We start from the raw sequence: 26,026 nt of genomic DNA, 5'->3' as shown, positions 1-26,026 counted from the left end.
AGAAATAGGAAAAGGAGAATGGCTAATTGATCCGGCAGCCGGCGGATGCTTATTTTTTACGTTGTCAGGAGATTATCAGACGTAGTAAAGCATCTTGCTGTAGCTGGGCAGAGGCCAGTAATCCTCGCCGCAGATGGTCTCGGCATCGTCGGCAGCGGCACGCAGGGCGTCCATCACCGGGAGAACGTTATCGTGGAAAGCAACAGCCTTCTCGCTCTCGGTGGGCAGTGCCTTGGCGGCATTCACGGCATCCTGCAGGGTGTCGATGGCATCGCTCATGGCATCGGCGTCAGAAGAAAGCTTTTCCAAAGTCTTGGTCTCGCTGCGCACGCTGATATGCTCGCTGACAGCCAGCTTGGAGGCGGCGGTGTTGGCAACCTCGCTCATGTAGGCGTTGATGGCGGGCAGCAGCTGCTTGCGGGCCATCTCCAGCATGGTCAGAGCCTCGATGTTGATGATCTTGGAGTAATGCTCCATCTCGACCTCGTAGCGGCTTTCCATCTCCACCTTGGTCAGCACGCCGAACTCTTCCATCAGGGCGATGTTCTTGGGCTCGACCAGTGCGGGCAGAGCAGCGGGGGTATTCTTCTTGTTGGGCAGGCCGCGCTTGGCTGCCTCGGCTTCCCACTCGGCGGTATAGCCGTTGCCGTTGAAGATAACGCGGCGATGGTCGCGGATGGTACGCTTGACCAGAGCGATAGCTGCGCTGGTAAAGTCCTCAGCGCCCTCCAGCTCGTCGGCGTAGCCCTTCAGCTCCTTGGCGACAGCGGTGTTCAGGATGGTGTTGCAATCGCTCAGGTTCTCAGCAGAGCCGGGCATACGGAACTCGAACTTGTTGCCGGTAAAGGCGAAGGGGGAGGTACGGTTGCGGTCGGTGGTGTCCTTGCTGAACTTGGGCAGAACGTCCACGCCCAGATCCATCTTCATCTTGACGGGGCCGGCATAGGGAGAATCGGATGCGATAGCATCGATGACAGCTTCCAGCTCCTCGCCTACGAAGATAGAGATGATGGCCGGAGGTGCTTCGTTAGCGCCCAGACGGTGATCGTTGCCCGGGGTAGCCACAGAGGTGCGCAGCAGGTCGGCGTACTCATCCACAGCCTTGATGACAGCGGCCAGGAAGATCAGGAACTGCAGGTTCTCCATGGGGGTGTCGCCGGGATCCAGCAGGTTCTCGTGGGTGGTGCTCATGGACCAGTTGTTGTGCTTGCCGCTGCCGTTCACGCCTTCAAAAGGCTTCTCATGCTGCAGGCAGACCAGACCGTACTTGGGTGCGATCTTGCGCATCATTTCCATGGTCAGCAGGTTGTGGTCGATGGCCACGTTGGTGGTATCGAAGATGGGAGCAAGCTCGTGCTGGCAGGGAGCAACCTCGTTGTGCTTGGTCTTGGCGGGTACGCCCAGCTTCCACAGCTCCTCGTCCAGTTCCTTCATGAACGCAGAAACCTCGGGACGGATGACGCCGAAGTAGTGCTCCTCCAGCTCCTGACCCTTGGCAGAGGGAGCACCAAACAGGGTGCGGCCGGTGAGGATCAGATCCTGACGTGCCTCGTAGTCCTCCTTCTTGACAAGGAAGTACTCCTGCTCGGGGCCAACGGTGGTGGAGACGTAGTCCACATCCTTGCCGAACAGCTTCAGGATGCGGACAGCCTGACCGGACAGTGCATTCATGGAACGCAGCAGGGGAGTCTTTTTATCCAGAGCCTCGCCGGTGTAGCTGACGAATGCAGTGGGGATGCACAGCACATCATCCTTCACAAAGGCGTAGCTGGTGGGGTCCCATGCGGTGTAGCCGCGTGCTTCGCAGGTAGCGCGCAGACCGCCGGAGGGGAAGGAGGAAGCGTCGGGCTCGCCACGTACCAGCTCCTTGCCGGAGAACTCCATGATGGCGGTGCCATCGCCCACGGGGCTGACGAAGCCATCGTGCTTCTCGCTGGTGATGCCGGTCAGGGGCTGGAACCAGTGGGTGTAATGGGTAGCACCCAACTCCATAGCCCAGCGCTTCATCACGCTGGCGACAACGTTTGCCACCTCAATGTCCAGCGGAGCACCCTTGTGCAGGGTGTTCTTCAGGCTCTTGTAGGTAGCGCTGGGCAGGCGCTCCTTCATAACGTGCTCATTAAAGACCTTGCTGCCGTAGATCTCCATAACATTTGCTGCCATAAATCCTACTCCTTACTTGATCTTACTTTTTTCTTTCGCCTTGGGTCTGCCGCAATGCAGAAACCCAAAGCGTGCTTACATCTTAACAAAAACGGCGCTGCGAGTCAGGAGGTGACCCACAGCGCCGTTGCTGTCTATGGCTAAGATTATAGTCTTTGCGGGCAAAAAAGGCAATTGACAAAACTGACGATTCTGCACAAACACGATCTCGGATTTTTGGAATAACCGCGATTAGTATGACTTTTGCATCGGAAAAGCCCCCTTCAGAACGGCTTTCTCCGGCTAAAAGGTGCACACTGCGCGGCAGCTGCCCTTATTATAAAAGCGTCAGATGACCTGAAACAGGAAAAACTTGAGGTAGTTCGTCTCCGGTACGCCCCACAAAATGGGGTGATCCGGTGCCTGCTGCTTTACCTCGATCTGCCGCAGCTGCCGGTGAGCGTCCTTGGCGGCGGCGCGCAGCATCTTGATGAACAACTCCTCGGTGGCAAAGTGGGAGCAGCTGGCAGTAGCCAGATACCCGCCCCGGGGCAGCAGCTTCATGGCGCGGTAGTTGATCTCCTTGTAGCCGCGCATGGCATTCTCCACCGTGCGGCGTGCCTTGGTAAAGGCAGGGGGATCCAGAATGATGAAGTCGTAGGGGCTGCCCTCCTTTTCCAGCCGGGGCAGCAGGGCAAAGGTGTCCTCACAGAGGAAATCCATGTTGTCGAGACCGTTGCGTTCGGCGTTGCGCTTTGCCATGGCAATGGCTTCGGCGCTGATGTCGGCAGCAGTCACCCGGGCAGCCCCGCCCTTGGCAGCGTTCAAGGCAAAGCTGCCGGTGTGAGTAAAGCAGTCCAGCACGGTATGCCCGGCGGCAAGGCGTGCTACCGCCCGACGATTATATTTCTGGTCAAGGAAAAAGCCGGTCTTTTGCCCGTTTTCAAAGTCCACATGGTAGTACACGCCGTTTTCACAGATCTCGGTCTGGGTGGTTTCCGGGTGGCTCTCGCCGGGCAGGGTGAACCAGCCCTTGTTTTGTTCCAGCCCCTCCTTGGCACGCAGGGTTTCATCGTTGCGCTCGTAGATGCCGTCAATGGTCTGTCCGTCCGCCCGCAGTACCTCAGCCAAAAGCGGGAAGAGCACCGGCTTCAGCTTTTCCATGCCTACGCTCAGGGTCTGGGTGACCAGAACGTTGTTGAAACGGTCCACCGTCAGGCCGGGGAACTGGTCTGCCTCGCCAAAAATGAAGCGGCAGGCAGAGAGGTCGGCGGGCTCCAGCACGGTCTTGCGGTAAGCCCATGCGTACTCCACCCGGCGGCGCCAGAAGGCGGCATCAAAGGTATCGTTAGCATTGCGGGAAATGAGCCGCACCCGGATCTTGCTTTGCAGCGAGAGAAAGCCGGTGCCGAGATAAGCGCCCTTGGGGCTGACCACATCCACCAGCGTGCCGTTTTCCGGCGCGGTGCCGGGGGCTTCCAGAATGTCGTTCTCGTACACCCAGGGGTGCCCGCCCACCAGAAGACCCTCGGCGTGCTTGTTGACTTTATATACAGGATAAGTGCGTTCGCTTTTCATAAAATGCTCCTTCAACTAAGAATGCGCAAAATGATGCTTGTTCTGCTCTTTATCATAACATAAAAATATGGTAGAATAAATACAAAATTTTGCGGAAGGAAGAAAACGCTATGGAGATCGAACGCAAATGGATGGTGACCGGCTGGCCGGAGGGGCTGCCCCTTGAGGAGGAGTTCACCATGCGGCAGGGCTATATCAGCGTGCAGCCCACGGTGCGCATCCGGGAGGAAGCACTGACCGGCGGCAGCACCGACTATATCCTCTGCTTCAAGTCCGCAGGGGGCTTGGCGCGGGAGGAGATCGAGCGCAGCATCGATAAAGACCTGTTTGTGCAGCTGGAAGAGAAGATCATTGGCAAGCCCCTGATCAAAAAGGTGCGCCGGAGCTATCGCCTGCCGGACGGCACGGTGCTGGAGGTGAACCATGTGGACGAGGGCCTGCCCACAGCGTTCTGGTACGCCGAGGTGGAGTACCCCACGGTGGAAGCCGCGCTCAGCTGGCAGCCGGAAGCCTGCGGCCTTGCGGCATACCTCAACGATGAAGTGACGAACCAGCCCGGCCAGAGCATGGGCGCATACTGGGCACAAACCAGAGGGTAACGCCAACAATACTGTGAAGGGAATGACTGTTTACGAAAAAGATCAAGCTGAAGCTGGAGCTCCAGTATAACTCGCCGGTGATCCTTACCTTTTTTCTGTTGTCCATGCTGGTGCTGCTGGCAGACGGCTGGACGAACGGCTGGAGCACCATGAACCTGTTCTGCGTGTACCGCTCCTCGTGGCGGGACCCGCTGGGTTACATCCGGCTGTTCGGTCATGTGCTGGGTCATGCCAACTGGGAGCATTTTCTCAACAATATGCTGCTGCTGTTGGTAGTGGGCCCGCCCATGGAGGAAAAATACGGCAGCATCCCGCTGCTCAAGGGCATTTTGTTTACCGCGCTGGTCACCGGCGTGCTGCAATGCATCCTGTTTCCCCACACGGGGCTGCTGGGTGCATCCGGCATCGTGTTCATGCTCATCATGCTGTCCTCGCTGGCGGGCTTTTCCGGCGGCATCCCGGTCACTATGCTGCTGGTGGCGGCACTGTACTTCGGCCAGCAGGTGTACGATATCATCTTTGTGCACGATAACGTGGCAAACTTTATGCACATCGTGGGCGGTTTGTGCGGTACCGCCTTCGGCTATTACTGCGCCCTCCACCGCCGCCCGGCGCGCAGCCGCAGATAAAAAGAGAAGAATTATAGTTATAGATAAAAACGGGATACCGGAGCGTCTGTGGACGCTCCGGTATCCCGTTTATACAAGAAAGAAAAATAATGAGTGCGACAAACTGGAACTTGTCGGGGCAAAGCCCCTCCATCTTGCTACGCAAGACCGTTCTGTCGCTTAAAAGCCCCACTGGGGCTTTCATTGTTCTGCTTCGCTCCACAAACGCGAATTTTCAAATTAGTCTTTGCAAATAACCTTTGAACCTTCACCATCAATTACAATTCCCTGACGGTTGTTAATTGGGCATAGATTCAAATCCGAAAACTCAGTCATTATTTTCTCGGTAACTTTCTTAAATGGTGCTGTAAGATAATGCGGAAGAACATAGAAATCAATCAAATCAAGCCCTGCATCATCTTCTTGTGAGTAGTCCTCCGGCTTTTCATCCATTTGCTCGATATATTGGATGCTTGGAGCGCATATAATCGCACCTGCCGATTCACCAATCATCAGTTTTCCCTTTGCCAATTCTTTCTTCAACAGCTCATCCGTTCCCGTTTTACGGAGCTGGTCTATAAGGAAAAAAGAATTTCCGCCGGTAAAATATATCACATCCGCATCTTCAAAAACAGACTGTATCGTTGAATAAGCCTCCGTTGAAATATCAATTTCAGTTACGATTGCTCCCAACTTTTTGAATAATTTTCGAGCCGAGCCGACATAACCGGTGTAGCCTTCACGCAGCGAAGCTGTTGGAATAAATGCGACTTTTTTATTTTCAATTTCTTCCTTTATCAGACTTCCTACACTTGAAAAGTGCGAACATAAAAACAGTTTCATCAATATTCTCCTTTATATATAAATTCCGATTTGTTGAACTAAGCCGAGTATACCATGCCAGCCAATGAAAGTATACCCATCTAGGGGAGAATTGGCTGAAAAAAGCGTTTGAAGCGTTCCGCAGAGCACTTCAAACGCGAACAATAAAAATATTATTTCCATCCCCGGTCGGTGGGGTCCAGCATCCCGGCGGCGGAATACACCAGCGCGTTGCAGATGGCAGCGGCAACGTTGCTGCCGCCCTTACGCCCCATGGCAACAATGGCGGGCACACCATGGGCAGTGCAGACACTGAACAGCCGCTCCTTGCTCTCCACCACGTTCACAAAGCCCACCGGCACCCCGATGACCAGCGCAGGGCGCAGCCCGGCGGTTTCAATCAGGTCGGCAATGGTCAGCAGTGCCGTGGGGGCGTTGCCCACCGCAAGGATGGCACCGGGGTGCTCGGCGGCGGCTCTTTGCATGGACGCCACCGCCCGGGTGGTGCCGTTGGCCTTTGCCAGCGCGGCCACCTCCGGGTCGGCCATGTAGCACAGTGCCATGCCGCCCAGCCGCGCAAGGCCCGGCTTTGTAATGCCGGAAAGCGCCATGTTGGTGTCGGTAACGATGGGCGCAGCGGCTTGCAGCGCCGCCACGCCCGCCGCTACTGCGCCGGGGGTAAAGCGCAGATTGCGGGCGTAGTCGAAATCGGCGGTGGTGTGGATCACCCGCTTGACCACGGCGGCAGTCTCCGGCGGCGGAGTCAGACCCATTGCGTCCAGCTCTGCGGTGATGATAGAAAGGCTCGTCCGTTCAATGTCGGCGGGCAGATGGTGTTGCGGGGTCATACGGTGCTCCTCCTTTCCAGTCCCATGGCGGTGTACAGGGCGTTCATGTCCAGCGCCCGGCGCACACCGTCAGCCAACAGGTCAAACTGCTTCTGGCGATATTCCTGCATGGAAAGCAGCGGCGCATTGGCAGGGGAGATGCCCTTGCGGCTGCACAGCAGCTGCACCAGCTTTTCGGTCAGTTCCCCGGTATCAAACAGGCCGTGCAGATAAGTGCCCGCCACGTTGCCCTGCACGCAGCCCTCGGCGCTGCCGTCTGCAAGGCGGCAGAAGGGCACGCCCTGCACGGCAGTGCGTCCGGTATGGATCTGGTAGCCGGTCAGCACTGCCCCCGCCAGCTGCGGCGCGGTGACGGTGGCGGTGTCCTGCGTGCGGTGCTTTGCGTCCGTAAACACAGTCTGGATGGGCAGCAGCCCCAGCCCGCGCACGGTCTGGCTGCGTCCGCTCTCAGTGCCCTCGGGGTCGGCAAGAGTATCGCCCAGCATCTGGTAGCCGCCGCATACACCCAGCACCGGCGTGCCGGAGGCCGCCAGCTTCTGTACCGCGCTTTCCAGACCGCACTGACGCAGCCAGAGCAGGTCATCGATGGTGTTTTTAGTGCCCGGCAGAATGACCACATCCGGTGCGCCCAGCTGCCGGGGACTTTGCACATACCGCACGCTCAGCAGCGGGTGCTGCTCCAGCGGCATAAAATCCGTAAAATTGGAGATATGCGGCAGCCGCAGAATGGCAGCATCCAGCGGCTTGACAGCATTGCTGCTTTCCAGCCGGGAGGAGAGGGAGTCCTCATCCTCAATATCCACCCGCAGGTAGGGCACAACGCCCAGCACCGGCAGATGAGTCTTTTCCTCCAGCATGGTAAGGCCGGGTTTCAGGATGGCGGCATCGCCCCGGAATTTGTTGATGACCAGCCCCTTGATGCGTGCCCGCTCGGCGGGCTCCAGCAGCTCTACCGTGCCGTACAGCTGTGCAAACACGCCGCCCCGGTCGATATCTCCCGCCAGCAGCACCGGTGCGTCCACCAGCTTTGCCAGCCCCATGTTGACGATATCGTCTGTCTTTAAGTTGATCTCTGCCGGGCTGCCCGCGCCCTCAATAACGATGATATCCACTTCTTCGGCCAGACTATTGTACGCGGCTAAAATATCCGGGATCAGGCTCTTTTTCAGCTTGAAATAGGCGGCTGCGGGCATCTGTCCACGCACCTCGCCGTTCACGATGACCTGACTGCCCACATCGCTGCTGGGTTTGAGCAGAATGGGGTTCATGCGCACATCCGGTTCCATGCCGGCGGCCTGTGCCTGCACCACCTGTGCCCGGCCCATTTCCAGTCCGTCCCGGGTGACAAAGCTGTTCAGCGCCATGTTCTGGCTTTTAAAGGGGGCTACCCGGTAGCCGTCCTGTGCAAAAATACGGCACAGCGCGGTGCACAGCAGGCTTTTGCCCGCCCCGCTCATCGTGCCCTGTACCATAATGCATTTTGCCCGGCTCATGCAAGCACCTCCTGTAAGGCTTTTAAAAGCTGCTGGTTTTCCGGCGCGGTGCGCACGGCGGTGCGGTACCAGCTGCCGTCCAGCCCGGGGTAGTTGCCGCAGCCGCGCAGCACGATGCCGCGCTGCCGCAAGGCGTCGCCCAGCGTTTCCGATGCCTGGAACAGCAGATAATTCGCGTTGCCATCCAGCACCCGCAGCCCCAGCGCACGCAAGCCGTCCCGCAAAACAGGACGCTGCTGCGCAATCAATTCTTGCACCCGGGCTACATAGGCGGTCTCGTCCAGCGCCGCCAGCCCCGCCGCCTGTGCAAGGCTTGAAACTGCCCACGGCTGCCCGGCGGCCTGCATTTTCTCCAGCAGGGCGGTGTTGCTGCACAGGCAGTAGCCCAGCCGCACCCCGGCCATGCCGTACAGCTTTGTAAAGGCTTTCAGGATGATGAGGTTCGGGCTTGCCAGCAGCTTTTTGGCAGACATCGCTTCGCTTTCCGGCAGAAAGTCCAGAAAGCACTCGTCCACCACCAGCAGCGCACCGCAAGCTTCGCACCGGTGCAGCAGCGCCTCCACCAGCGCTAGCGGCGTCAGCTGCCCGGTGGGGTTATTGGGCTGGCAGAGGAATACCATGTCGGTGTGCTCGTCCACAGCGGAAACAAACGCTTCCGTCACTGCAAAATCTTCGCTTTCCCGCAGGAAATGCCGCCGGACGGTGCAGCCTGCCGTTTCCAGCGCGGCGGCATACTCCGCAAAGGTAGGGGCGGGCAGCAGCGCCGTGCGGGGCTTTGCCGCCCACACCAGACGGAAGATGAGGTCTGCCGCGCCGTTGCCGCAGAGGATGTGCTCCATGGGCACCTTCTCGTGCACTGCCAGCTTTGCCCGCAAAGCACGGCAAAGGGGGTCGGGGTAGCGGTCGGCGGTGGCAAGCGCGGCAGTAATGGCCTTTGCCACCCCCTCCGGCAATCCCAGCGGGCTGACGTTTGCTGAAAGATCCAGCGCATCCTGTCCGTACTGCGCCCGGTAACCGGCCCAGTCGCCGCCATGTACAAGCTGCATCATAAAATACCTCGTATCACCAGCCCAAGCGCCAGCGCCAGCAGGCTTTCGGCGTACATCATGCGGTCCGCGCGGCGGATATCCTCCGGCTCAATGGGACGCACAGCATCGCCGATGGTGGGCTTTTTGTAGTATTCACCAAAATAATAGGCGGGGCCCGCCAGCTGCACGTTCAGTGCACCGGCGCAGGCGCTCTCGGTCTGGGCGCTGTTGGGGCTGGCGTGGTTGCGGCGGTCCCGCCGCCAGATGCGCCACGCATTGCGGGCATCGTTGCCGGTCAGGGCGGCAGCTGCAACCCACAGCAATGCAGCAATGCGGCTGGGCAAAAAGTTTGCAATATCATCCAGCATTGCCGCCGCATGCCCAAAGTGCAGATACCGCTCGTTTTTATAGCCCACCATGCTGTCCATGGTGTTAATGGCTTTATAAGTAAGCGCCAGCGGTGCGCCGCCCAGCAGCATATACAACAGCGGCGCGATCACGCCGTCGCTGGCGTTTTCCGCCACGGTCTCCACAGCGGCTTTGGTCACGCCTTCGGCGGTAAGCGCCTGCGTATCCCGCCCCACGATGCGGCTTACCGCAATGCGTGCCGCAGGCAGGTCGGGTTTTAGCAGCTCCCGGTAGACATTCATACTTTCCTGCACAAGTCCCTTTGCCGCCAGTGCCTGCCCGCACCAGAACATCTGTACTGCCAGCCCCAGCAGTGGGTGCAGGGCGGCGGCTCCTATGCAGATAAGACTTGTGAGCGCAAAGGTGCCCACCGGCAGACAAAAGGCTAAAATGCGCCCGCCCCAAAGCTCACTTTCCGGCGTTTTGGGCAGGCGGGCACGCAGCCCTTTTTCCAGCGCAGAGATGGCCTTGCCCATGTACACCACCGGATGCGGAAGCCACGCAGGGTCGCCGAAAACGGCATCCAGCACAAAGCCGCCCAGTACCGCGTAGCCGATCATTCCCGCGCCTCCTTCGTGTACTGCACGGTCTTTACCAGATGCAGCACCCGCTTTGCCGCCCAATCCCGGGCGTCCAGTACAAAGCCGCCGGCGTTGGGAGCGCACCATTCATAATAGTCCTTGTGGGGCAGGGCATAGCGTTCCATGGCAGCCATCTGGGTGCCGCCGTGGGCTAAGATGACCAGCATCTCCTCGCCGTCCGCAAGAGCTTTGTCCACCAGTGCAGAAAATGCCGCGCAGATACGTTCACAAAAAGCGGCCTTGGTCTCGCCGTCCGGGCAAGGACTTTCACAGTTGGCGGCTACCCATGCAAGGTAGTCCGGGTCGTGCTCCATTTCAATATAATTTTTCCCCTCAAAGCTGCCAAAACACATCTCCTTCAGCCCGTCTATTTCTATAAGCTTTGCGCCCGGGAACAGTACCTCGGCGGTTTGCCGGGTGCGGCAAAGGGGAGTGATGTATACGGTCTTGGGGGAGATGTCTGCCCTGCACAGTACAGAGCGCCCGGAGGCAGACAGCGGGATATCCCGCTGCCCCTGATAGCGCTTTTCGGCGTTGTATTCGGTCAGGCCATGACGCAATAAATAAATCAGCATTCCGGCAATTCTCCTTTCAAAACGGTGGGGATGCCGCAGAACATCTGCACCACGCACGCAGCGCGTGCCGCCAGCATACAGGCAAGCCGCCCGGCATTTTCCCGCGCGGCACGCTCTGCGGGGTCTATGGGCACCACACCGCCGCCCACCTCGGTGGACAGCACGATATCATAAGCGGATAATTTGTCCGCAAGTTTCTCAAGTTCAGCGTTGTCTTTGCACCCGGCGGCAAGCTGCTGCACGTCTGCAATGCAGCGGCCGGGCAGGGTGCGGGCAAAGGTTCGCTTGCCGCTGTAAAGCGGCCCGGTGATGAAGATCATAACATCCCTCCCCATTGGCAGGCACACAGCGCCGCCAGCATCCACAGCTCAGTCTTTTGCAAAAACCACCCGGCAAGATCGCCGGTAATGCCGCCCAGCTGCTGCACAGCCACATGGTGATACCACAAGAACAGCAAAATTGCAACTGCTGCCAGTGCTCCGCCGCCCAAAGCAAGCAGCGCCCCACAAAGCAGAACTGCGAGCACCGTCAGCACATTGCGCACGGCGGTGCGGTCTGCGGCACAGGCAAAAGTGTGGGCAAGGCCGGTGTTTTTCGCCATGGGAAAGGCCGCCACCGCAAGGCCGGAAAGCGCCCGCTCCAGCACCAGCACCAGCGTCCACAGCGCACCCACCCGGGGCGTGAACTGCACGCAGGCGGCAAGGCAGAGATAAGCCGCAAAATAGCTGCACAGCCGGATAACGGCAAAGGCTCCACAGTGCGGGTCCTTTAAAATTTCCAGCTTCTTTTCCCGGTCGCCGTAGCTGGCAAGGGCGTCACAGGTGTCGGCGTAGCCATCCAGATGGATGCCGCCGGTCACCCATACCGGCACAAGGCAGAACCCTGCCGCCCGCACCGGGGCAGGCAGCGGCAGCACCCCGCACACGCACCACAGCGCCCCGCATAAAAGCCCCACCAGCGGAAAGGCGCACAGTGCGTACCGCATATTCTTTTCGTTCCACGCAAACTGCGGCACCGGCACCGCCGAAAACATGGCAAAGGCCACTGCAATAGTCTGCAAAACGATCATTTTTCCACTCCTTTATAATAGACAGGGACGCCGCACACCACCCGCACCACGGCATCTGCCCGGGCGGCAAGGGCGTTGTTCACCTGTGCCAGCGCCAGCAGATAGCGGTCCGTGTCTCCGGCATAGTCCGCGCCGCCACTGAAAACCTCGTTAGAGACAACAACTAAATTTTCGCACTGCGCTGCAAGGGCATTCAGCCCCTGCAAAATGTGCTCGGCAGCGGCATCGCCCGCCCCGGCGGGGTCGTACAGCTCGTTGGCGGTCAGGTTGCCCAAGTCCTCCAGCAGCGCCGTCCCCCTACGGGACAGACACACCGTCTCTAAATGCAGCGGACACTCGATGGTCTCAAACTGTTTTGCGGCGCGCATTTTGCGGTGCTTTTCTACCCGGGCGGCGCACTCGGCATCCCACACCTGCATGGTTGCCAGATAGTACCGCGGCAAACCGCAGCGCAGCACAAGGGCTTCGGCGTATTCGCTTTTGCCGCTGGCAGCGCCGCCCAGTACCAGCGTTAGCATTGGGGCGTATACGGCGCAATGCCGCCCTCCGCAAAGGAATAGCACCCATCGTACACCGCCAGCGCCATGTCCCACAGCGGGATGCTGGCCACTGCGCCGGTGCCCTCGCCCAGATGCAGCCCGGCGGTAAGCAGGGGTGTTTTGCCCAGCGCGTCCAGCACCAGCCGGGCGGCAGGCTCAGTGGAACAGTGGCTGGCAAACACGGCCTTTGCCGCAGCCGGGCACAGCCGCACAGCACACAAAGCTGCCACTCCGCTGATAAAGCCATCCATCAGCACGGGCACACCCGCCAGCGCCCCGCCCAGAAACATCCCGCACAGTCCGGCGATATCAAAGCCGCCCAGCTTGCTCAGGACATCCAAGGCATCATCGGGGTCGGGGCTGTTGCAGGCAATGCCCCGCCGGATGGTGTCCACCTTGCGGGCAAGCCCTGCATCAGAAAGCCCTGCACCGCGCCCGGTCATGGTCTGCACCGGCTGTGCCAGCAGCACGGCAGCCACGGCGCTGGAAGTGGTGGTGTTGCCAATGCCCATCTCGCCGGTAGCCACCAACCCGTAGCCCTCGGCGGCAAGCTGCCGGGTCAGGGCAATGCCCCGGCCAATGGCATCCACCGCCTCGGCGCGGGTCATGGCGGGGCCTTTGGTAAAGTCTGCAGTTCCGGCGGCAACGCGGCAGTCCCGCAGCCCGGGCACAGGCGCACCGGCTATGCCCATGTCCACCGGCAGTACATCGCAGTGCACCGTCTGTGCCATCCGGCAGACGCTGGTGCGCCGCGCGGCAAGGTTCTCGGCCACGGTGCGGGTCACGCTCTGGTCGGTCTGGCTTATGCCCTGCGCTACTACGCCGTTGTCCGCGCAGAGCACCGCCACTGCCCGGCGGGAAAAATCAAACTGCGCCTTGCCGGTCAGCGCGGCGGCGTCCTCCAGCAGCGTTTCCAACGCCCCCAGCCCGCCCAAGGGCTTAGCAAGGCTTGCCCAATGGGCATGGGCGGCAGCACGGGCAGCGTCGTCCGGCGGGGTGATGGCAGCAAGCAGCTGCATCAGTTCAGCTTCGGTCATTTTCGTCATCCTTTGTGTTTTAAAAAGTGCTGCGCCGCCTGTACAAAGCGGCGGGGCAGGGCAGTGCCCGCCCAGTAAAGATGCGGGAAACCGGCGTACAAATGCGCGTTTGCAAAGCCGCATTCCCACTGCCTTTTTTCGGTTTTGTACACAGAAAAGTCTGTACCGTTTTCGGAGGAATCCCAGTGGTGAAATTCATGGATGGGCAGCGCTTCTCCGGCGCGGAAAAGCATACTGTCGGCCTTTGCCGTCATGGCGGCATAGCCAAAGCGCACCAGCCGCCCGGCGTTGTGCCCGCTGCCCGGCAGCACATCCGCCATGGGGTAAACCTTGCCGTCCGTACCCTCCAGCGCCTGCCCTAGGTACAGAAAGCCGCCGCACTCGGCAGCGGTGGGCAGACCACCCTGTACCGCCTTGCGGATGGCAACACGCAGAGCGGAGTTTTCGCTCAATTGCTTTGCGTACAGCTCCGGGTAGCCCCCGGGCAGGTACAGCCCGCCGATATTTTCCGGCAGAGAGACATCCCGCAGCGGACTGAAAAACATAAGCTCCGCACCTGCATCCCGCAAGGCGTCCAGCGTTTCAGTGTAGGCAAAGCAGAAGGCTTCGTCCCGCGCCACGGCAATGCGCACGGCGGGTGCGCACGGTGCGGCAAGCGGCGGCACAGCCGGGGCAGGGCGGTCGGTCAACACTGCCAGCTGTGCCCAGTTCAGCACAAGAGCATCGGCAAGCTTGCCCAGCTTTTGCTGTAAGTCCGCAACCTCCCCGGCGGTTTTCAGCCCGAGGTGGCGGCTCTCAATGGCGCATCCCGGCAGATGGGGCAGATACCCCACCACCGGCAGACCGGTCTCGGCTTCCAGCATCGGTCGCAGCGTTTTGTACAAGGCTTCAGAGCAATCATTGAGCAGAATGCCCACGATATGGCTGGGTGTGCGGAACTGCAAAAGCCCCTGCAGCTCGGCGGCAAGGGTGATGCTTGACCCCTTTGGCTGCACCACCAGCAGCACCGGCAGTGCCAGCGTGTCGGCCAGTTCCCATGCGCTTGCGCGGGTTGTCAGTCCCTGCCCATCGTAAAAGCCCATGGCACCCTCGCATACGGCAGCGCCGTGCCCAGCGGCATACCGGGCATAAAGTGTGCGCACCGTATCCGGGGCAGAGAGGTAGAGGTCTAAATTGTGGCTTTCCACCCCCAGCGCACTGCGGTGAAACATAGGGTCGATATAATCCGGTCCGCACTTGAAAGCGCAGGGGTCAGCCCCGCGCCGCTGCAAGGCGGTAAGCACTGCACAGGTAACGGTGGTCTTGCCGCTGCCGGAGCGCGGCGCGGCGATGAGAAACTGCATCATGTCCGTGCCCCCGTAATGAGAAACACCGGGTTGTTGGCCATCAGCAAATGCAGACTACCCGCCGCTTTTGTGCGGCTGACGGAGATCTGTGTCACCTCCGCGGCAAGGCCGTGGGCGGTCAGGGCTGCCACGGCGGCGCTGAGCGTTTCCAACGCAATGGCGGCGATGCACAGCCGTGCGGCTGGATTTTTGTGCAGCACAGCGTCTATAACAGCGTCCATATTGCCCTTTGTGCCGCCGATGAATACAGCATCCGGGGCAGGCAGCGTGTCCAAAGCTTCAGGGGCTTTGCCCTCGATCAGGGTCAGATTATAAGCAGCAAATTTCTCCCGGTTTTTCTGGATAAGTATACAGGCTTCCGGGTCACACTCTACGGCATATACCTGCCCGGCAGGGGCGGCAAGCGCCAATTCCACGCTCACGCTGCCGGTGCCCGCGCCCACATCCCATAGGATATCCGTGGGTGTAACTGCCAGCTTTGCCAGCGCGGCGGCGCGCACCTCCTGCTTTGTCATGGGCACAGCGCCCCGGATAAAAGCATCGTCCGGCAGGCCGGGGGTGCGGCGGGACGGCAAAGCCTCCCGTTCGATGAGCAATACGCTCAGCGGTGCAAAGGCTTGCTCTGCCAGTTCCCGGGCAAGGCCAAAGCGGATGGCTTCTGCCGGGGTGCCAAGGTTTTCGCCCACAAGGGCGTGAGCAGCGCCCAGCCCGGCGGCGGTCAACTTCGAGCAGAGAGTGGCAGGAGAGTCCCCGCCGCCGGTAAGAAAAAATACCTGTGGATGCGACAAAACCTCGGCTACCGGGTCGCAGACACGGCCATGGGCAGATACCAGCTTCCAGTCCTGCCAAGGGCGTCCCACAGCGGCGGCTAAAAGCTGCACACTGGAAAGCCCGGGCAGCACCCGGACGGAGTATCCCATGACCCGCAGCAGGGGTAGCAGCTTTGCCGCACCGGAGTAAAACCCGGTGTCGCCGCTGTACAAAACAGCGGTATCCATATCCGGCTGCGCAGCAAGACAGGCAAGGATTTCCTCGGGCTTATACACCGCCTTACGGTCGGAGGTGCACCCGGCCGGTAAATGCTCCAGTAAGCGCTTTGCTCCAAGAATCAGCCCTGCGCTTTGCAGTGCGGCCAGCCCTTGCACGGTCAGGCTTTCCGGGCAGCCGGAGCCCATTCCGATGAGAGAGATCATACCAGAACCTCCTTGCAGCGTGTCAGAATTTGTGCAGCAGTTTGTCCGTTTTCAGCCGGGCGGCGCACCACGATCAGCTGTGCGCCGGTGTCCTGCGCGGCCTGTGCCTTTTCGGCAAAGCCGCCCACAGCGCCGCCGTCCTTTGTGACCAGATACCGGATGGAGAATTGCTTCATCAGGGCGCAGTTCAGCGCATAGGTGAATGGCCCCTGCATGGCAATGATATTTTTGTGCGGGATACCGGCGGCCTCGCAGGCGGCAATGCCCTCCCGCGTGGGCAGCACCCGGGGGAACAGCCGCTCCGGGCTGAGCGCCGCAAAGGCGGCAAGCTCCTTTGCACCGGTAGCCAGTAGCACATTGCCACTGCATCCGGCCAGAAACGCGGCGGCGTGGGCGGCGGTGGCAAACACCATGCTCCCGGCAGGCAGCGGGCTTTCTTCCCGCAGCAGCCGGTGGTACTCCACCCCGACAGCGGCACACGCAGCCCGGATGTTTTTTGTGGCGTCCACCGCATAGGGGTGGGTGGCGTCCACGCACAGGGCAGCACCCTGCAAAAGGGCGGTCATTTCCTCGGTAGTCAGCCGTCCGCAGTGCACAGTAATGCCGTCCGCTTCGCCCTGTTCCTCCGCGCCCAGCGGGGTGGCGACGCTGACCAGCACCTGTGCGCCCAGCGCCGCCAGCTGCCGGGAGAACACCCGTCCCTCGGTCGTGCCGCTGAAAACCACTGCCTTCATCTGCGGTACCCCCGTGGGGTGACCATTCTGTCGCCCAGCTGTTTTGTGGCGGCGTTGCCGATGTACACGGTGGTAAACATATCCACCGCAGTGTTTTCCAGCTGGGCAAGGGTCAAAACGCGCGCGGTCTGCCCCTCCCGGCCAATGTTGCGCACGATGCCGCAGACGGTAGCGGCGCTTTTGCCGTTTTCCAGCAGAATGCGCACCGCCTTTGCCAGATAGTCCGGCCTGCCCTTGGAGGAGGGATTGTACAGTGCAACGCAGAAATCCCCCATAGCGGCGCAGGCCAGCCGCTTCTCGATGACTTCCCACGGGGTCAGCCGGTCGGAAAGGGAAATGACGCAGAAATCGTGCGCCAGCGGTGCGCCCAGCACTGCCCCGCCGCTGAGGGCAGCGGTCAGCCCGGGCACAACTTCCACGGCAACATCCGGGTAGTCCGGGGCAAGTTCCAGCAGGGGACTTGCCATGCCGTACACCCCGGCATCGCCGGAGCAGACCAGAGCCACCCGCTTGCCGGTGTGTGCCTTTTCCAGTGCCCAGCGGCAGCGGGCAAGCTCCTGCGTCATGCCGGTAGAATAGTATTCTTCGCAGGGAAATTCATCGCGGATGAGGTCAAGATAGACCTTGTATCCACAAATCGCGTCAACGCTTTCCAGCGTGTTTGCAGCCTGCTGGGTCATATAAAAAGGCTCGCCGGGGCCAAGCCCCACGACATAAACCACCTTTTCGGGGCGGTCAATGTCAATATCCATCACGTCAAGCATTCTGCCACCTCCAGTCCGGGGCAAAGGGCCTGCACGCCAGCGCAAAGGTCACGCCGTTGCAGGCAAATTTCGGATAAAATAAGTTGCCGCCTGCGTCCAGCACTGCCGCTCGCTCGCAGACGTTATCCACCCCGGTCACGCTCTGTACAAAAGAGGAGGGGGTGAACTGCCCGGGCGCGCTGCGCAGCTGCGCGGCAGAGTAAAACCGCACCGGCCAGCCGTGTGCCAGACAAAAGGCCAGCAAGCCCGGTTCATTTTGTTTCAGGTCGATGCTTGCAGCGGCGGTAACTGCCTGCGCAGCAAAACCGTGCCGGGCGCAGAAAGCGGCAAAAGCAGCTTCCAGCGTGTCAGCGCTAGTGCACCGCTTGCAGCCGATGCCCAGCACCCCGATACGCGGCACAAGATGCAGTGCCTGCCCGGTGGGGCAAAGGGTGAGTGCAAAGTCGGCTTTTTCCGGGGTGTCAGCGGGGAATAACCCTGCGGGCACAGTGCCTGTTACCGGGAAATCAGCCTGGTAATATACCGGCTGCCCGGCCAGTAATTTGCCGCTGACTAGCTTGATGCGTTCCGGCTCCAGTACCATGCAGTTTTGGTGCTTTGCCCACTCGTCCACCGCAAAAATGCCGTGGGCATCGGTGGCGGTGGTGAGCACCGGCACGGCTCCGCATACAGCGGCAATGGCCCGCGCCAGATCGTTTGCACCGCCCAGATGCCCGGACAAAATGGGCACGGCAAAGCGCCCGCATTCGTCCACCACCACCACAGCCGGGTCGGTGGTCTTGCTCTTGCAGTGGGGCGCGATAGCCCGCACCGCAATGCCCACAGCCCCTACAAATATCAGCGCATCCGACTGCACAAACTGTGCGCTTGTCCATTCTGCAAGAGAAGCGCCATTCTGTCCGCACCGGGCAACGCTGCCGGGCAGGCTGTCGGCAAGGCGTTTTGCCAGCGCAAGGCCGGTCTCCGTAAAGGCAAGGTAGGCGCGGGTCATACCGGGTCTCCCTTGCGGAACTCGGTGGTAAAGGCGGGGTCGTACAGCTTGCTGCGCTCGTACTGCTTGCCGAGAAAATCCCCCACCACGATAAGCGCTGTTTTGGTAATGCCCGCTGCACGGGTGCTCTCGGCCAAAGAACCAACTGTGCACCGCACGATTTTTTCTTCCGGCCAGCTGGCCTTGTACACTACGGCAGCGGGGGTGTCCGGTGTGTACGCACCCTGCAAAAGCGCCGTCTGCACCTTATCGATCAGCCCGATGGATAGGAAAATCACCATGGTCGCGCCATGTGCGGCAAGGCTTGCCAGCTTTTCCCGCTCCGGCACAGGGGTTCGCCCTTCCATGCGGGTGATAATGACCGTCTGGCTGACCGTGGGTAAGGTATACTCGGCGTTCAGCGCAGCGGCAGCGCCGCAAAAGCTGGAAACACCGGGGGTATCATCGTAACAAATGCCGTCTGTGTCCAGTGCATCCATCTGCTCCCGGATGGCACCGTACAGGCAGGGGTCGCCGGTGTGCAGACGCACGGTGGTTTTGCCTGCGTTTTCCATCCGATGCATCACGTCCAGTACCTGCTCCAGAGTCATCTCGGCGCTGTTATAGATAGCACATCCCGGCTTTGCCAGCCCCAGCAGCGCCGGGTTGACCAGACTACCCGCGTAAATAATGCAGTCAGCAGCCTGTAAAAATGCTGCACCGCGCTGGGTGATCAGATCCGGTGCGCCGGGGCCGGCACCCACAAAATGTACCATGTACGTTACTCCTTCCATTCGTTCAGCAGGCGGGCGGCAGTTTCGGTCTGTCCCAGCGGGCCGTGCTGGTTTGAAAACAGCACCGCGCCCACCCGGAATGCCCCGCCCGCGCGGCGGTCGAGATGCAGCTGGATGGCGGCAAGCAGGCTTTGCAGCACCGGTTCCCGCAGCCCGGCTGTATCCAGAATCTCCAGACAGGCATCCGTAGTGGCTGCATTGTACAGCGCGGTGCACACCTCCCGGTCAGCACCGCACAGGGCGGCGTGGGTGCAGAACAACTCCGTGCGGCAGTCTGCCGTGTGGGAGTGGGTGTTCATAATGCCGCCCGCCAGCTTGCACAGCTTGCCGACGTGCCCCACCAGCAGCACCTGTTCAAAGTGTGCTGCTGCTGCCATATCCAGCGTATCTCCGATAAAGTTGGACGTTTTGACCACCGGGATAGTGGCAAACTGCGGATACGTTTCGTGCAGATAGTCCAGCCCGTAGTTGCCCGGGGCAAGGATGAGCCGCCGGTGGTCTTTTGCCCGTAGCGCCGCCTGATTCATTTCCAGCTGGATGGTGTCCAGAATGGCCTGCTGGCTCATTGGCTCCACGATGCCGCTGGTGCCCAGCACCGACAGCCCGCCCTCCACCCCGATATGGGGGTTGAAGGTGCGCCGGGCTACCTCCTCGCCGCCGGGGATGGAGATGGTCACGGCAAAGCCGCCGGGATAACAGGCGGCTTCCGCCTCCCGGCGCAGCGCCTCGGTGATCATCTGTCGGGGCACATGGTTGATGGCGGCCTGCCCGACCGGCTGGTCCAGCCCGGGCTTCGTCACCCGGCCAACCCCTGCGCCACCTGTAATGCGCACCTCGGGTGTGCCGGGGAGCAGCGTCACCGTGGCAGTCACCGGCAGACCGGTGGTCACGTCCACATCGTCGCCGCCGTCCTTTTCAATGGCGCATTCCGCGCCCTCGGCAGCAGCGCGGCAGAACAGGGGGGCAACCTCCACCACGATGCCCTTGGGCGTGCGCAGAGCGACGGTTTCCGGAGCAGTGCCGGTCAGCAGCAGACGAGCAGCTCCGGCAGCAGCCAGCGCCGCACAGGTGCCGGTGGTGTAGCCGCAGCGCAGCAGCTTCTGCCCGCTGCGCACATAGTGCTCAAATTGCGGTTTTTCCGGCTTTGGCGGGTCAAAAACAGCGCTGTACTGTTCCTCGGTCAGGCCGTAGAGTGCTTTGATATTTTCCCGGGCAAAGGCCTGCTCCGGGGACATGGGGGCAGAGACGCCATGCGGCGAAACGCAGACCACCGCGTCCGCGATCTTCTGCGCCATGTCCAGCTCGTGCAGGGTGACAATGACCGCAAGCTGCTGCTCATGCGCCAACTTTTGCAGGATGGTCAGCAGCTCTATCTTGCCTTTTACATCTAAAAATGACGTGGGCTCGTCCAGCAGAAGCACCTGCGGCTGCTGACAGACTGCCCGCGCCAGCAAAATGCGCTGCCGCTGCCCATCGCTGATGCAGTTGAAGTCCCGGCCAGCCAGATGCGCTGCGCCCACCAGCTCCAGTGCATTCTGCACCTGTTTTTTGTCCTCGGCGGAAAGGATGCCCAGCCGCCCGGTATAGGGGATGCGCCCCGCCGCCGCAAACTCAAAGCAGGTGGTCAACTCGGTGCGGCGGGTGTGGGGCAGCATCAGCGCCAGCTTCTGCGCCCGGGCGTTGCCGGGAATGCGTGCCAGCTCCTGCCCTTCCAGCAGCACCGCGCCGCCCAAAGGGGCCAGCTGTCCCGCCAACGTTTTGAGCAGGGTGGATTTGCCCGCACCGTTCGGCCCGATAAGTGCCAGCACCTGCCCCTTGGCAGCACCCAGCGCGATATCCCGCGCAAGGGCAGCTTTGCCGTAGCCGATGGCAAGCGCTTTGGTTTCAACGGAGTTTTTCATCGCACATCCTCCCGGTTGCGGCGCAGCAGCAGCCCAATGACTACCGGCGCACCAAATACAGCGGTGACTGCACTGATGGAGAGCTCCATGGGCGCAAACAGGCTGCGGGCAATTAAATCACACAGCAGGCAGAACGCTGCCCCGCCCAGACAGCACCCGGGCAGCACATACAGCGGGCGGGCACTGCCCAGCAGCTGCTTAACAAGGTGCGGCACCGCAATGCCCACAAAGGAGATAGGCCCCGCAAAGGCGGTAACGCAGGCGGCCAGCAGGCTGGAAAGCAGCACCAAAAGCCGGGAAAACCGCCGCACATCCACGCCCACACTGCGGGCGTAGGCCTCGCCCATCTGGTAAGCGGCCATGGGCTTTGCAAGGCAGAAGGCTGCCGCCAACGCGGGCAGCACCACCAGCGCTGCCGTGCGCACGTTGCCCCACGTCATGCCGGAAAAGCTGCCCTGTGACCAGTTGTGCAGGTTGACGATGCTGCTGTCCTGCGCAAAGGCCACCACAAACTCGGTGATGGCAGAGCAGATGTAACCAATCATCACGCCGCAGATTACAAGGATACTCATGCGCTGTACCCGGCGGGCAGCAGCCAGCACGAAGGCCATAGCCGCCATAGCGCCCGCAAAGGCTGCAAGGATGAGCACGGCAGAGCTTGTCAGCAGGCCGTAGTTCAAAAACAGCACCATTACCAGCGCCACCGCCAGTTTTGCCCCGCTGGAAATGCCCATCACAAAGGGGCCGGCAATGGGGTTTGCAAAAAAGGTCTGCAACAGATAACCCGCCGCCGAGAGCGCAGCGCCCAGCAACGCGGCCATCACCGCGCGGGGCAGGCGCAGTTGGGTAATAATGCCCACGCTCAGCGTGTCCTGTCCGCGTCCGGTCAGGGCTGCAAGCACAGCCTGCGGGGTAAGCGCAACGCTGCCCCAGAACAGGCTTACGGCAAACAGCACCGCCAGCAGCAGGGCAAGGCAGCAATAGGAAAAAACAAGGCGTTTGCGGCTGGTCATAAGCGGCTCCTTAGATGATCCTGGTCAAAAAATGCAGGGTGTCGGGGTCGGCAGTTTCCCCGGTAAAAACAGCGTGGAGGTCCAGCATAAAATCCGCCAGCGCCATGCTCTGCTGGAAAAAGCTGGGTGTCGTGCACCAGATATTCCCGCTTTGTACCGCCTTGCACTCTGCCAGCAACGCGCAGCGGGCAAGCAGTTCTTCTTTTGTGGAGATGGTGCCCTCGATAGTGCCGTTATAAATGAGCACATCGGCATCCTTGACCCCGGCGTAAAGATCTTCCAGCGGGATATTCAGGGTGGAAAGGCTGTTGCCGCTGTCGGCAAGGTGGGCAAAAACATATTCGCCCCCGGCCATGCCGATCATCTGCGCCACATAGTCTCCGCTTTTGCGCACAGTGGCAAGGCCGCTGGATGTAATGGAGAAAAACGCGCAGCGTTTGCCGGTGGAGGGCTGCTCCAGCAGCGGTGCAATGCGCTGTGCCTGCTGGGCGAAAACCTCCTCGGCAAGGGTTTCTTTGCCCAGCAAGATGCCGTACAGTTTGATCCATTCCATCCGTGCCAGCGGGCTGCTCTCGTAGCTGGAGCGCTCCACCAGCACCGGAATGCCGAACCGTTCTAATTGTTCCTTCACCTCCGGGGTGTGGTAGATCATGGTATTTTCCACCGCAAGGCCGCAGTTTGCGGTCAGGATGCGTTCGTAGTCCGGGGCGCTGTACTTGCCCGCGTAGGCGATGCGCCCGGCCTGCATGGCCTGCTTTGCCTCGTCCAGATACCAGCCCTCGGCGCGGGTGCCGGAAAGGGCAATGCTGTCCAGCGCGTCCAGATGGAGAAATAAGTCCATGGCAGAGGTGGACACCAGATAGATGTTCTGCACCGGCTGCTGCAGAACGGTCACCCCGGCAGGCACGGTGCGCAGAGTGGCAGCGCCCTCCGGCCGGATAAGGAACTTTGCCTGTGCGTCCGGGATGGTCAGCAGGGTAGAGCCGTCCGCGTAGCAGTCGGCGGTAAACTGGGTGGCGTAGTCCAGCGGGTAGGCGTGGTCAAAAACCAGCGCGTCCGTATCGGCGGGTGCGGTGGGTGCGGCCGTGCAGCCTGCAAGCACCAGCGCGGCGGCGGGCAGAGCCTTTAAAAATTGAGCGCGGGTCAGCTTCATGGAAGGTTACTCCAAAGTAAAGGTCAGGGTGTATTCGATCTCGTGGGGCTTGCTCATGGCAACGGTGTCGGCGGTAACAGCCAGCGGGGTGCCCAGAGCAGCTACCGGGATCTCAAAGGTAGAGTTGCCCTCGGTGTTGGTGGGCAGATACTTCTCACCATCCACGATCATGTAGTCGTAGTTGGGGCTGCTCCACACGATGGTAGCGGTCATCTTGCCATCTGCCACGGTCAGGGCAGCAGGGCTTTCTACGGTGGCGCGGCCGGAGCCGCCCTCCAGCACCACAGCAGCGGTGTAGTTGCCGTCTGCGGGGGTCTCAGCAGTCTGCTCGGTCTTAGGCTCGGCATTGCGCACGCTCACGGTGTGGTCATACCACTTGCCCTTGGTGCCCAGCAATGCCAGCTGGAAGTCGGTGTCCAGTGCCTCCACCGGGATGTCGTATCCGTACACTTCTTCGGTGGAGCCATCCGCGTAGGTAACGGTGTCCACGGTGGGGATGAGCCATGCGGTCTTGTTGGCCTCGGCGTCGGCGGCAAGGCCGGGGTAGAGGTTCACAATCTTTTTGGAAGCCAGACTGACGTGAAAGGTCATCACGCCGTTTTCCACGGTCAGGGTGCCCTTGCCGTTGCAGGCTTCACTTGTGTGGAACATACTGCTGTCGGTCTCGAAATCAGCGGTGTACACGCCGTCCGGCAGAGCGGTTTCGGCCACAGCAGAGGAAGCCACCACGGAGGAAGCCGCTTCAGAGCTTGCGGCAACGGAAGAAGCGGGAGCAGCAGTCCCGCCGCAGCCTGCCAGAGAAGCAGCCAGCACCACGCCGGCCAGAGAAACGGTAATAAACTGTTTGCAGCGCATAAAATAAATACCTCAGTATCATAAATTTTGACCCGGAATTTGGCTTTCCGGGGTAGGGGGCATGTTCTCCTCGCGCGGGGAACGCGCCCATAAAAGAAGCCCTCTCCGTGTGCAGGGCAGCGCCGGAGAGGGCTTCTGAATCCATTAGCCGTTCAGAAGATCCATAGCGGCCTTGGTATGTGCAATGTACAGCTGCTGGATGTCCGCAATGCGGCCCAGACCGGAGATCTGGCAGTCCACATTCTCAAAGCAGCCTGCGGCGGTAAACTGGCTCAGCCAGCTGTCGGCGTCCTCACCGGCCATGTCGTTGTTGGCGTGGTCGCCTGCCACCACCATCAGCGGGCGCAGGATGACCTTGGTGTAACCGGCAGCCTTCACGGCCTCAATGACAGCCTCGCAGGAGGTCTCCTCAGGCTCGCCCTCCACCGTGCCGATGAACACGTTGTCGTAGCCTAAGGTCTGCATGGTGGTCTGCATCTGGCTGTAGCTCACCTTAGCGGTGTGGGAGGTACCGTGACCCATAAAGACGAAAGCGGTCTTATCGGCAGCGGCAGCGGCGGCGCTGTCGTAACCGGCATCCTTCACAGCGGCAGCGGTAACGGCCTTGGCAACAGCTTCCTTATCTGCGTTGATGACGGAAGCGTCTGCGCCCACCTCGCCCAGCAGGGGCTCAGCCACAGCAACGCTCTCAAACTTGTCGCGGTACTGGTCCAGCATCTCGGTCATCTCGTCATACTCGGCACCGTGCATCAAATGAGTGGGCTGCACGATCAGGTTCTTCACGCCGTTTGCCACAGCGCGGTCCAGCGCCTGCTGCATGTTGTCAATCTTCTCACCATCGCGTGCCTGCACATGGTTGATGATGATCTGTGCGGTAAAGGCGCGGCGCACGCTCCAGTCGGGGTAGGCAGCCTGCAGGGCATCCTCAATGCCCTTGATGTCGGCAGCGCGGCTGTCGTTGAAGGAGGTGCCGAAGGACACCACCAGCAGCTCGTTCTTGCCGATCTCATCGGCGTTGCGGGCATCGTCCTTGGAGGCATCGCCGGTGTCGCGGCCAAAGTAGTCGGGGTCGGCGTTCTCGCCCTCCACCAGCTCCTTCTGGGCATCGGTCAAAGCGTCCCAAGCGGCCTTGGCGGCTTCGCACTGGGCATCGGTATCGTCGGTGCGCTGCTGCACATAGATGGCATCGATCAGGTCTGCCACATTCTGTGCAGCCAGTGCGTCAGCGTCTGCACCGGAAGCTTCGCTGCTGGCGGCAGAGCTGGCAGCAGCAGAGCTGGCAGTGCTGGATGCAGCCCCGCCGCAACCGGTCAGTACACCGGCGCACAGAGCCAGAGCGGTCAGAGCGACCGCCGTTTTGCGGATGTTGCGTTTTTTCATCTTGTTTTCCTTTCCTGATGTGGGTGAAATACGGCGCCGAACAGAAGGGTACAGGAAAGAGAACCTAGGGTGTATCTGAAAAGTCGAAAATTTAGTCTATTTTTACAAGCACAGCTGGATTTTGCGTGAATCAGCCTTGAAATCCACAAAGGATTCCTGCGGCTATTTGCCTTAAATCCCGCTTGTGCTTGCGAAATATCCGTCATTTTCTTTGTTTTCAGATACACCTAAAAAACGGGGCCTTTTGCTTGCGAAATGGCAAAGCAAAAAGACCCCGTATTTTACAGGCTTTTTGGTACAACCAATTCCTCGTGATCTGGGGCGGCAAAGCCCCGGTACCAACAGCAGGCAGGTTTCCTGACTCAAAGCTCAACGCCCGCTGCCGCCTTCCCAAGCCGGATGGCTCAGTGACCGGTGCAAAAGCACCCTGACAGTAGACTCCCTTATCACAGTGACGAGATCGTGCGGGATTTGCACCCGCTTCCCTTTTAACGTTCCTGCCGCCGCCCGATGGGGCAAAGTGACGGAACGCACCTGTTGTTTTCTGTTCAGTTCGACAAAAAGTATAGCACAGCCCCTTACAAAACGCAAGAAAA

General features: G+C 60.4%; 25 protein-coding genes and 1 riboswitch. Of the genes, 2 read left to right on the top strand and 23 right to left on the bottom strand.

The features are described 5' to 3' along the window. Positions 1–75 precede the first annotated feature (75 nt). Both DXB44_RS03190 and DXB44_RS03185 read right to left on the bottom strand, forming a co-directional pair. A complete protein-coding gene (locus tag DXB44_RS03190) occupies positions 76–2,163 on the bottom strand; it encodes a glutamine synthetase III (RefSeq protein WP_118657714.1) in 2,088 nt (695 codons plus the stop codon). A 327-nt stretch (positions 2,164–2,490) separates the two neighbouring features. Further along, positions 2,491–3,720: a class I SAM-dependent rRNA methyltransferase gene (locus DXB44_RS03185; protein ID WP_118657713.1), complete on the bottom strand. Its 1,230-nt coding sequence runs from the start codon at positions 3,718–3,720 to the stop codon at positions 2,491–2,493. Between the two features lie 110 nt (positions 3,721–3,830). Between DXB44_RS03185 and DXB44_RS03180 the strand changes: the two genes are divergently transcribed. Together DXB44_RS03180 and DXB44_RS03175 are read left to right on the top strand one after the other, a co-directional pair. Next, positions 3,831–4,319: a CYTH domain-containing protein gene (locus DXB44_RS03180; protein ID WP_118657712.1), complete on the top strand. Its 489-nt coding sequence runs from the start codon at positions 3,831–3,833 to the stop codon at positions 4,317–4,319. A gap of 104 nt (positions 4,320–4,423) precedes the next feature. Beyond that, positions 4,424–4,948 (top strand): rhomboid family intramembrane serine protease, encoded by a 525-nt coding sequence (locus tag DXB44_RS03175; protein WP_243140520.1) that lies wholly within the window; start codon positions 4,424–4,426, stop codon positions 4,946–4,948. A gap of 219 nt (positions 4,949–5,167) precedes the next feature. Here DXB44_RS03175 and DXB44_RS03170 read toward each other — a convergent pair whose 3' ends face one another. From DXB44_RS03170 to DXB44_RS03070, 21 genes are all read right to left on the bottom strand, one after another. Beyond that, positions 5,168–5,770 (bottom strand): Type 1 glutamine amidotransferase-like domain-containing protein, encoded by a 603-nt coding sequence (locus DXB44_RS03170; RefSeq protein ID WP_015563755.1) that lies wholly within the window; start codon positions 5,768–5,770, stop codon positions 5,168–5,170. Positions 5,771–5,922: 152 nt separating this feature from the next. Next, positions 5,923–6,597, bottom strand: a complete 675-nt coding sequence (locus tag DXB44_RS03165; RefSeq protein WP_118657711.1) for a precorrin-8X methylmutase — start codon at positions 6,595–6,597, stop codon at positions 5,923–5,925. Continuing rightward, positions 6,594–8,090 (bottom strand): cobyric acid synthase, encoded by a 1,497-nt coding sequence (locus DXB44_RS03160; protein WP_118657710.1) that lies wholly within the window; start codon positions 8,088–8,090, stop codon positions 6,594–6,596. The genes DXB44_RS03165 and DXB44_RS03160 overlap by 4 nt, the downstream gene beginning before the upstream one ends. Then, positions 8,087–9,136: a threonine-phosphate decarboxylase CobD gene (gene cobD, locus DXB44_RS03155; protein WP_118657770.1), complete on the bottom strand. Its 1,050-nt coding sequence runs from the start codon at positions 9,134–9,136 to the stop codon at positions 8,087–8,089. Before cobD ends, DXB44_RS03160 begins: the two co-directional genes overlap by 4 nt. Beyond that, positions 9,136–10,086 carry an adenosylcobinamide-phosphate synthase CbiB gene (gene cbiB / locus DXB44_RS03150; protein WP_118657709.1) on the bottom strand — a complete coding sequence of 317 codons (951 nt, stop codon included), beginning with the start codon at positions 10,084–10,086 and terminating at the stop codon, positions 9,136–9,138. The genes cobD and cbiB overlap by 1 nt, the downstream gene beginning before the upstream one ends. Further along, positions 10,083–10,682, bottom strand: a complete 600-nt coding sequence (locus DXB44_RS03145; RefSeq protein WP_118657708.1) for a histidine phosphatase family protein — start codon at positions 10,680–10,682, stop codon at positions 10,083–10,085. Before DXB44_RS03145 ends, cbiB begins: the two co-directional genes overlap by 4 nt. Beyond that, entirely contained in the window at positions 10,676–11,002 is a 327-nt protein-coding gene (locus tag DXB44_RS03140) for a bifunctional adenosylcobinamide kinase/adenosylcobinamide-phosphate guanylyltransferase (RefSeq protein WP_118657707.1), read from the bottom strand. Before DXB44_RS03140 ends, DXB44_RS03145 begins: the two co-directional genes overlap by 7 nt. Next, positions 10,999–11,751, bottom strand: a complete 753-nt coding sequence (locus tag DXB44_RS03135) for an adenosylcobinamide-GDP ribazoletransferase (protein ID WP_118657706.1) — start codon at positions 11,749–11,751, stop codon at positions 10,999–11,001. Before DXB44_RS03135 ends, DXB44_RS03140 begins: the two co-directional genes overlap by 4 nt. Continuing rightward, entirely contained in the window at positions 11,748–12,269 is a 522-nt protein-coding gene (locus DXB44_RS03130) for a bifunctional adenosylcobinamide kinase/adenosylcobinamide-phosphate guanylyltransferase (protein ID WP_118657705.1), read from the bottom strand. Before DXB44_RS03130 ends, DXB44_RS03135 begins: the two co-directional genes overlap by 4 nt. After that, entirely contained in the window at positions 12,263–13,327 is a 1,065-nt protein-coding gene (cobT, locus tag DXB44_RS03125) for a nicotinate-nucleotide--dimethylbenzimidazole phosphoribosyltransferase (RefSeq protein WP_118657704.1), read from the bottom strand. Before cobT ends, DXB44_RS03130 begins: the two co-directional genes overlap by 7 nt. Positions 13,328–13,332: 5 nt before the next feature. After that, positions 13,333–14,673, bottom strand: a complete 1,341-nt coding sequence (locus tag DXB44_RS03120) for a cobyrinate a,c-diamide synthase (RefSeq protein ID WP_118657703.1) — start codon at positions 14,671–14,673, stop codon at positions 13,333–13,335. Beyond that, positions 14,670–15,866, bottom strand: coding sequence for a precorrin-6y C5,15-methyltransferase (decarboxylating) subunit CbiE (cbiE, locus tag DXB44_RS03115; protein WP_118657702.1), 1,197 nt, complete (start codon positions 15,864–15,866; stop codon positions 14,670–14,672). The genes DXB44_RS03120 and cbiE overlap by 4 nt, the downstream gene beginning before the upstream one ends. Continuing rightward, positions 15,863–16,600 carry a precorrin-6A reductase gene (cobK, locus tag DXB44_RS03110; protein WP_118657701.1) on the bottom strand — a complete coding sequence of 246 codons (738 nt, stop codon included), beginning with the start codon at positions 16,598–16,600 and terminating at the stop codon, positions 15,863–15,865. The genes cbiE and cobK overlap by 4 nt, the downstream gene beginning before the upstream one ends. Beyond that, positions 16,597–17,364: a precorrin-3B C(17)-methyltransferase gene (cobJ, locus tag DXB44_RS03105; protein ID WP_118657700.1), complete on the bottom strand. Its 768-nt coding sequence runs from the start codon at positions 17,362–17,364 to the stop codon at positions 16,597–16,599. Before cobJ ends, cobK begins: the two co-directional genes overlap by 4 nt. Beyond that, positions 17,357–18,355, bottom strand: coding sequence for a cobalamin biosynthesis protein (locus DXB44_RS03100; protein ID WP_118657699.1), 999 nt, complete (start codon positions 18,353–18,355; stop codon positions 17,357–17,359). Before DXB44_RS03100 ends, cobJ begins: the two co-directional genes overlap by 8 nt. Further along, entirely contained in the window at positions 18,352–19,110 is a 759-nt protein-coding gene (gene cobM, locus DXB44_RS03095; protein ID WP_118657698.1) for a precorrin-4 C(11)-methyltransferase, read from the bottom strand. Before cobM ends, DXB44_RS03100 begins: the two co-directional genes overlap by 4 nt. 5 nt (positions 19,111–19,115) lie before the next feature. Further along, the gene (gene cbiD / locus DXB44_RS03090; protein WP_118657697.1) at positions 19,116–21,029 is read right to left on the bottom strand and encodes a cobalt-precorrin-5B (C(1))-methyltransferase CbiD; all 1,914 of its coding nucleotides are present in this window, start codon (positions 21,027–21,029) and stop codon (positions 19,116–19,118) included. Further along, positions 21,026–22,042, bottom strand: coding sequence for an iron ABC transporter permease (locus tag DXB44_RS03085; RefSeq protein ID WP_118657696.1), 1,017 nt, complete (start codon positions 22,040–22,042; stop codon positions 21,026–21,028). The genes cbiD and DXB44_RS03085 overlap by 4 nt, the downstream gene beginning before the upstream one ends. Positions 22,043–22,052: 10 nt before the next feature. Further along, complete coding sequence (locus DXB44_RS03080; RefSeq protein ID WP_118657695.1) at positions 22,053–23,195, bottom strand: ABC transporter substrate-binding protein; 1,143 nt, start codon at positions 23,193–23,195, stop codon at positions 22,053–22,055. Positions 23,196–23,201: 6 nt separating this feature from the next. Beyond that, positions 23,202–24,050: an iron transporter gene (locus tag DXB44_RS03075; RefSeq protein ID WP_118657694.1), complete on the bottom strand. Its 849-nt coding sequence runs from the start codon at positions 24,048–24,050 to the stop codon at positions 23,202–23,204. A 144-nt stretch (positions 24,051–24,194) separates the two neighbouring features. Beyond that, positions 24,195–25,430 (bottom strand): sirohydrochlorin cobaltochelatase, encoded by a 1,236-nt coding sequence (locus DXB44_RS03070; protein ID WP_118657693.1) that lies wholly within the window; start codon positions 25,428–25,430, stop codon positions 24,195–24,197. Between the two features lie 329 nt (positions 25,431–25,759). Then, positions 25,760–25,983: riboswitch (cobalamin riboswitch) on the bottom strand. Positions 25,984–26,026: the final 43 nt, after the last annotated feature.

Origin of the sequence: Faecalibacterium sp. OM04-11BH, assembly GCF_003482185.1 — a bacterium.
Lineage (GTDB): Bacteria > Bacillota > Clostridia > Oscillospirales > Ruminococcaceae > Faecalibacterium > Faecalibacterium tardum.
Note: the sequence above shows the minus strand (reverse complement) of the source record. Positions and strands in the feature narration are given on the sequence as shown.

What these genes read in the sequence shown, in the direction of transcription:
- cobT (WP_118657704.1), bottom strand. Translation starts at nt 13,327, where the DNA reads ATGACCGAAGCTGAACTGATGCAGCTGCTTGCTGCCATCACCCCGCCG.
- cbiB (WP_118657709.1), bottom strand. Translation starts at nt 10,086, where the DNA reads ATGATCGGCTACGCGGTACTGGGCGGCTTTGTGCTGGATGCCGTTTTC.
- cobK (WP_118657701.1), bottom strand. Translation starts at nt 16,600, where the DNA reads ATGAAGGCAGTGGTTTTCAGCGGCACGACCGAGGGACGGGTGTTCTCC.
- DXB44_RS03145 (WP_118657708.1), bottom strand. Translation starts at nt 10,682, where the DNA reads ATGCTGATTTATTTATTGCGTCATGGCCTGACCGAATACAACGCCGAA.
- DXB44_RS03075 (WP_118657694.1), bottom strand. Translation starts at nt 24,050, where the DNA reads ATGCGCTGCAAACAGTTTATTACCGTTTCTCTGGCCGGCGTGGTGCTG.
- DXB44_RS03140 (WP_118657707.1), bottom strand. Translation starts at nt 11,002, where the DNA reads ATGATCTTCATCACCGGGCCGCTTTACAGCGGCAAGCGAACCTTTGCC.
- DXB44_RS03120 (WP_118657703.1), bottom strand. Translation starts at nt 14,673, where the DNA reads ATGATGCAGTTTCTCATCGCCGCGCCGCGCTCCGGCAGCGGCAAGACC.
- DXB44_RS03070 (WP_118657693.1), bottom strand. Translation starts at nt 25,430, where the DNA reads ATGAAAAAACGCAACATCCGCAAAACGGCGGTCGCTCTGACCGCTCTG.
- DXB44_RS03185 (WP_118657713.1), bottom strand. Translation starts at nt 3,720, where the DNA reads ATGAAAAGCGAACGCACTTATCCTGTATATAAAGTCAACAAGCACGCC.
- DXB44_RS03130 (WP_118657705.1), bottom strand. Translation starts at nt 12,269, where the DNA reads ATGCTAACGCTGGTACTGGGCGGCGCTGCCAGCGGCAAAAGCGAATAC.
- DXB44_RS03180 (WP_118657712.1), top strand. Translation starts at nt 3,831, where the DNA reads ATGGAGATCGAACGCAAATGGATGGTGACCGGCTGGCCGGAGGGGCTG.
- DXB44_RS03165 (WP_118657711.1), bottom strand. Translation starts at nt 6,597, where the DNA reads ATGACCCCGCAACACCATCTGCCCGCCGACATTGAACGGACGAGCCTT.
- DXB44_RS03170 (WP_015563755.1), bottom strand. Translation starts at nt 5,770, where the DNA reads ATGAAACTGTTTTTATGTTCGCACTTTTCAAGTGTAGGAAGTCTGATA.
- cobD (WP_118657770.1), bottom strand. Translation starts at nt 9,136, where the DNA reads ATGCAGCTTGTACATGGCGGCGACTGGGCCGGTTACCGGGCGCAGTAC.
- DXB44_RS03085 (WP_118657696.1), bottom strand. Translation starts at nt 22,042, where the DNA reads ATGACCAGCCGCAAACGCCTTGTTTTTTCCTATTGCTGCCTTGCCCTG.
- DXB44_RS03135 (WP_118657706.1), bottom strand. Translation starts at nt 11,751, where the DNA reads ATGATCGTTTTGCAGACTATTGCAGTGGCCTTTGCCATGTTTTCGGCG.
- cbiE (WP_118657702.1), bottom strand. Translation starts at nt 15,866, where the DNA reads ATGATCTCTCTCATCGGAATGGGCTCCGGCTGCCCGGAAAGCCTGACC.
- cobJ (WP_118657700.1), bottom strand. Translation starts at nt 17,364, where the DNA reads ATGCTTGACGTGATGGATATTGACATTGACCGCCCCGAAAAGGTGGTT.
- cbiD (WP_118657697.1), bottom strand. Translation starts at nt 21,029, where the DNA reads ATGAAAAACTCCGTTGAAACCAAAGCGCTTGCCATCGGCTACGGCAAA.
- DXB44_RS03160 (WP_118657710.1), bottom strand. Translation starts at nt 8,090, where the DNA reads ATGAGCCGGGCAAAATGCATTATGGTACAGGGCACGATGAGCGGGGCG.
- DXB44_RS03100 (WP_118657699.1), bottom strand. Translation starts at nt 18,355, where the DNA reads ATGACCCGCGCCTACCTTGCCTTTACGGAGACCGGCCTTGCGCTGGCA.
- DXB44_RS03080 (WP_118657695.1), bottom strand. Translation starts at nt 23,195, where the DNA reads ATGAAGCTGACCCGCGCTCAATTTTTAAAGGCTCTGCCCGCCGCCGCG.
- cobM (WP_118657698.1), bottom strand. Translation starts at nt 19,110, where the DNA reads ATGGTACATTTTGTGGGTGCCGGCCCCGGCGCACCGGATCTGATCACC.
- DXB44_RS03175 (WP_243140520.1), top strand. Translation starts at nt 4,424, where the DNA reads ATGCTGGTGCTGCTGGCAGACGGCTGGACGAACGGCTGGAGCACCATG.
- DXB44_RS03190 (WP_118657714.1), bottom strand. Translation starts at nt 2,163, where the DNA reads ATGGCAGCAAATGTTATGGAGATCTACGGCAGCAAGGTCTTTAATGAG.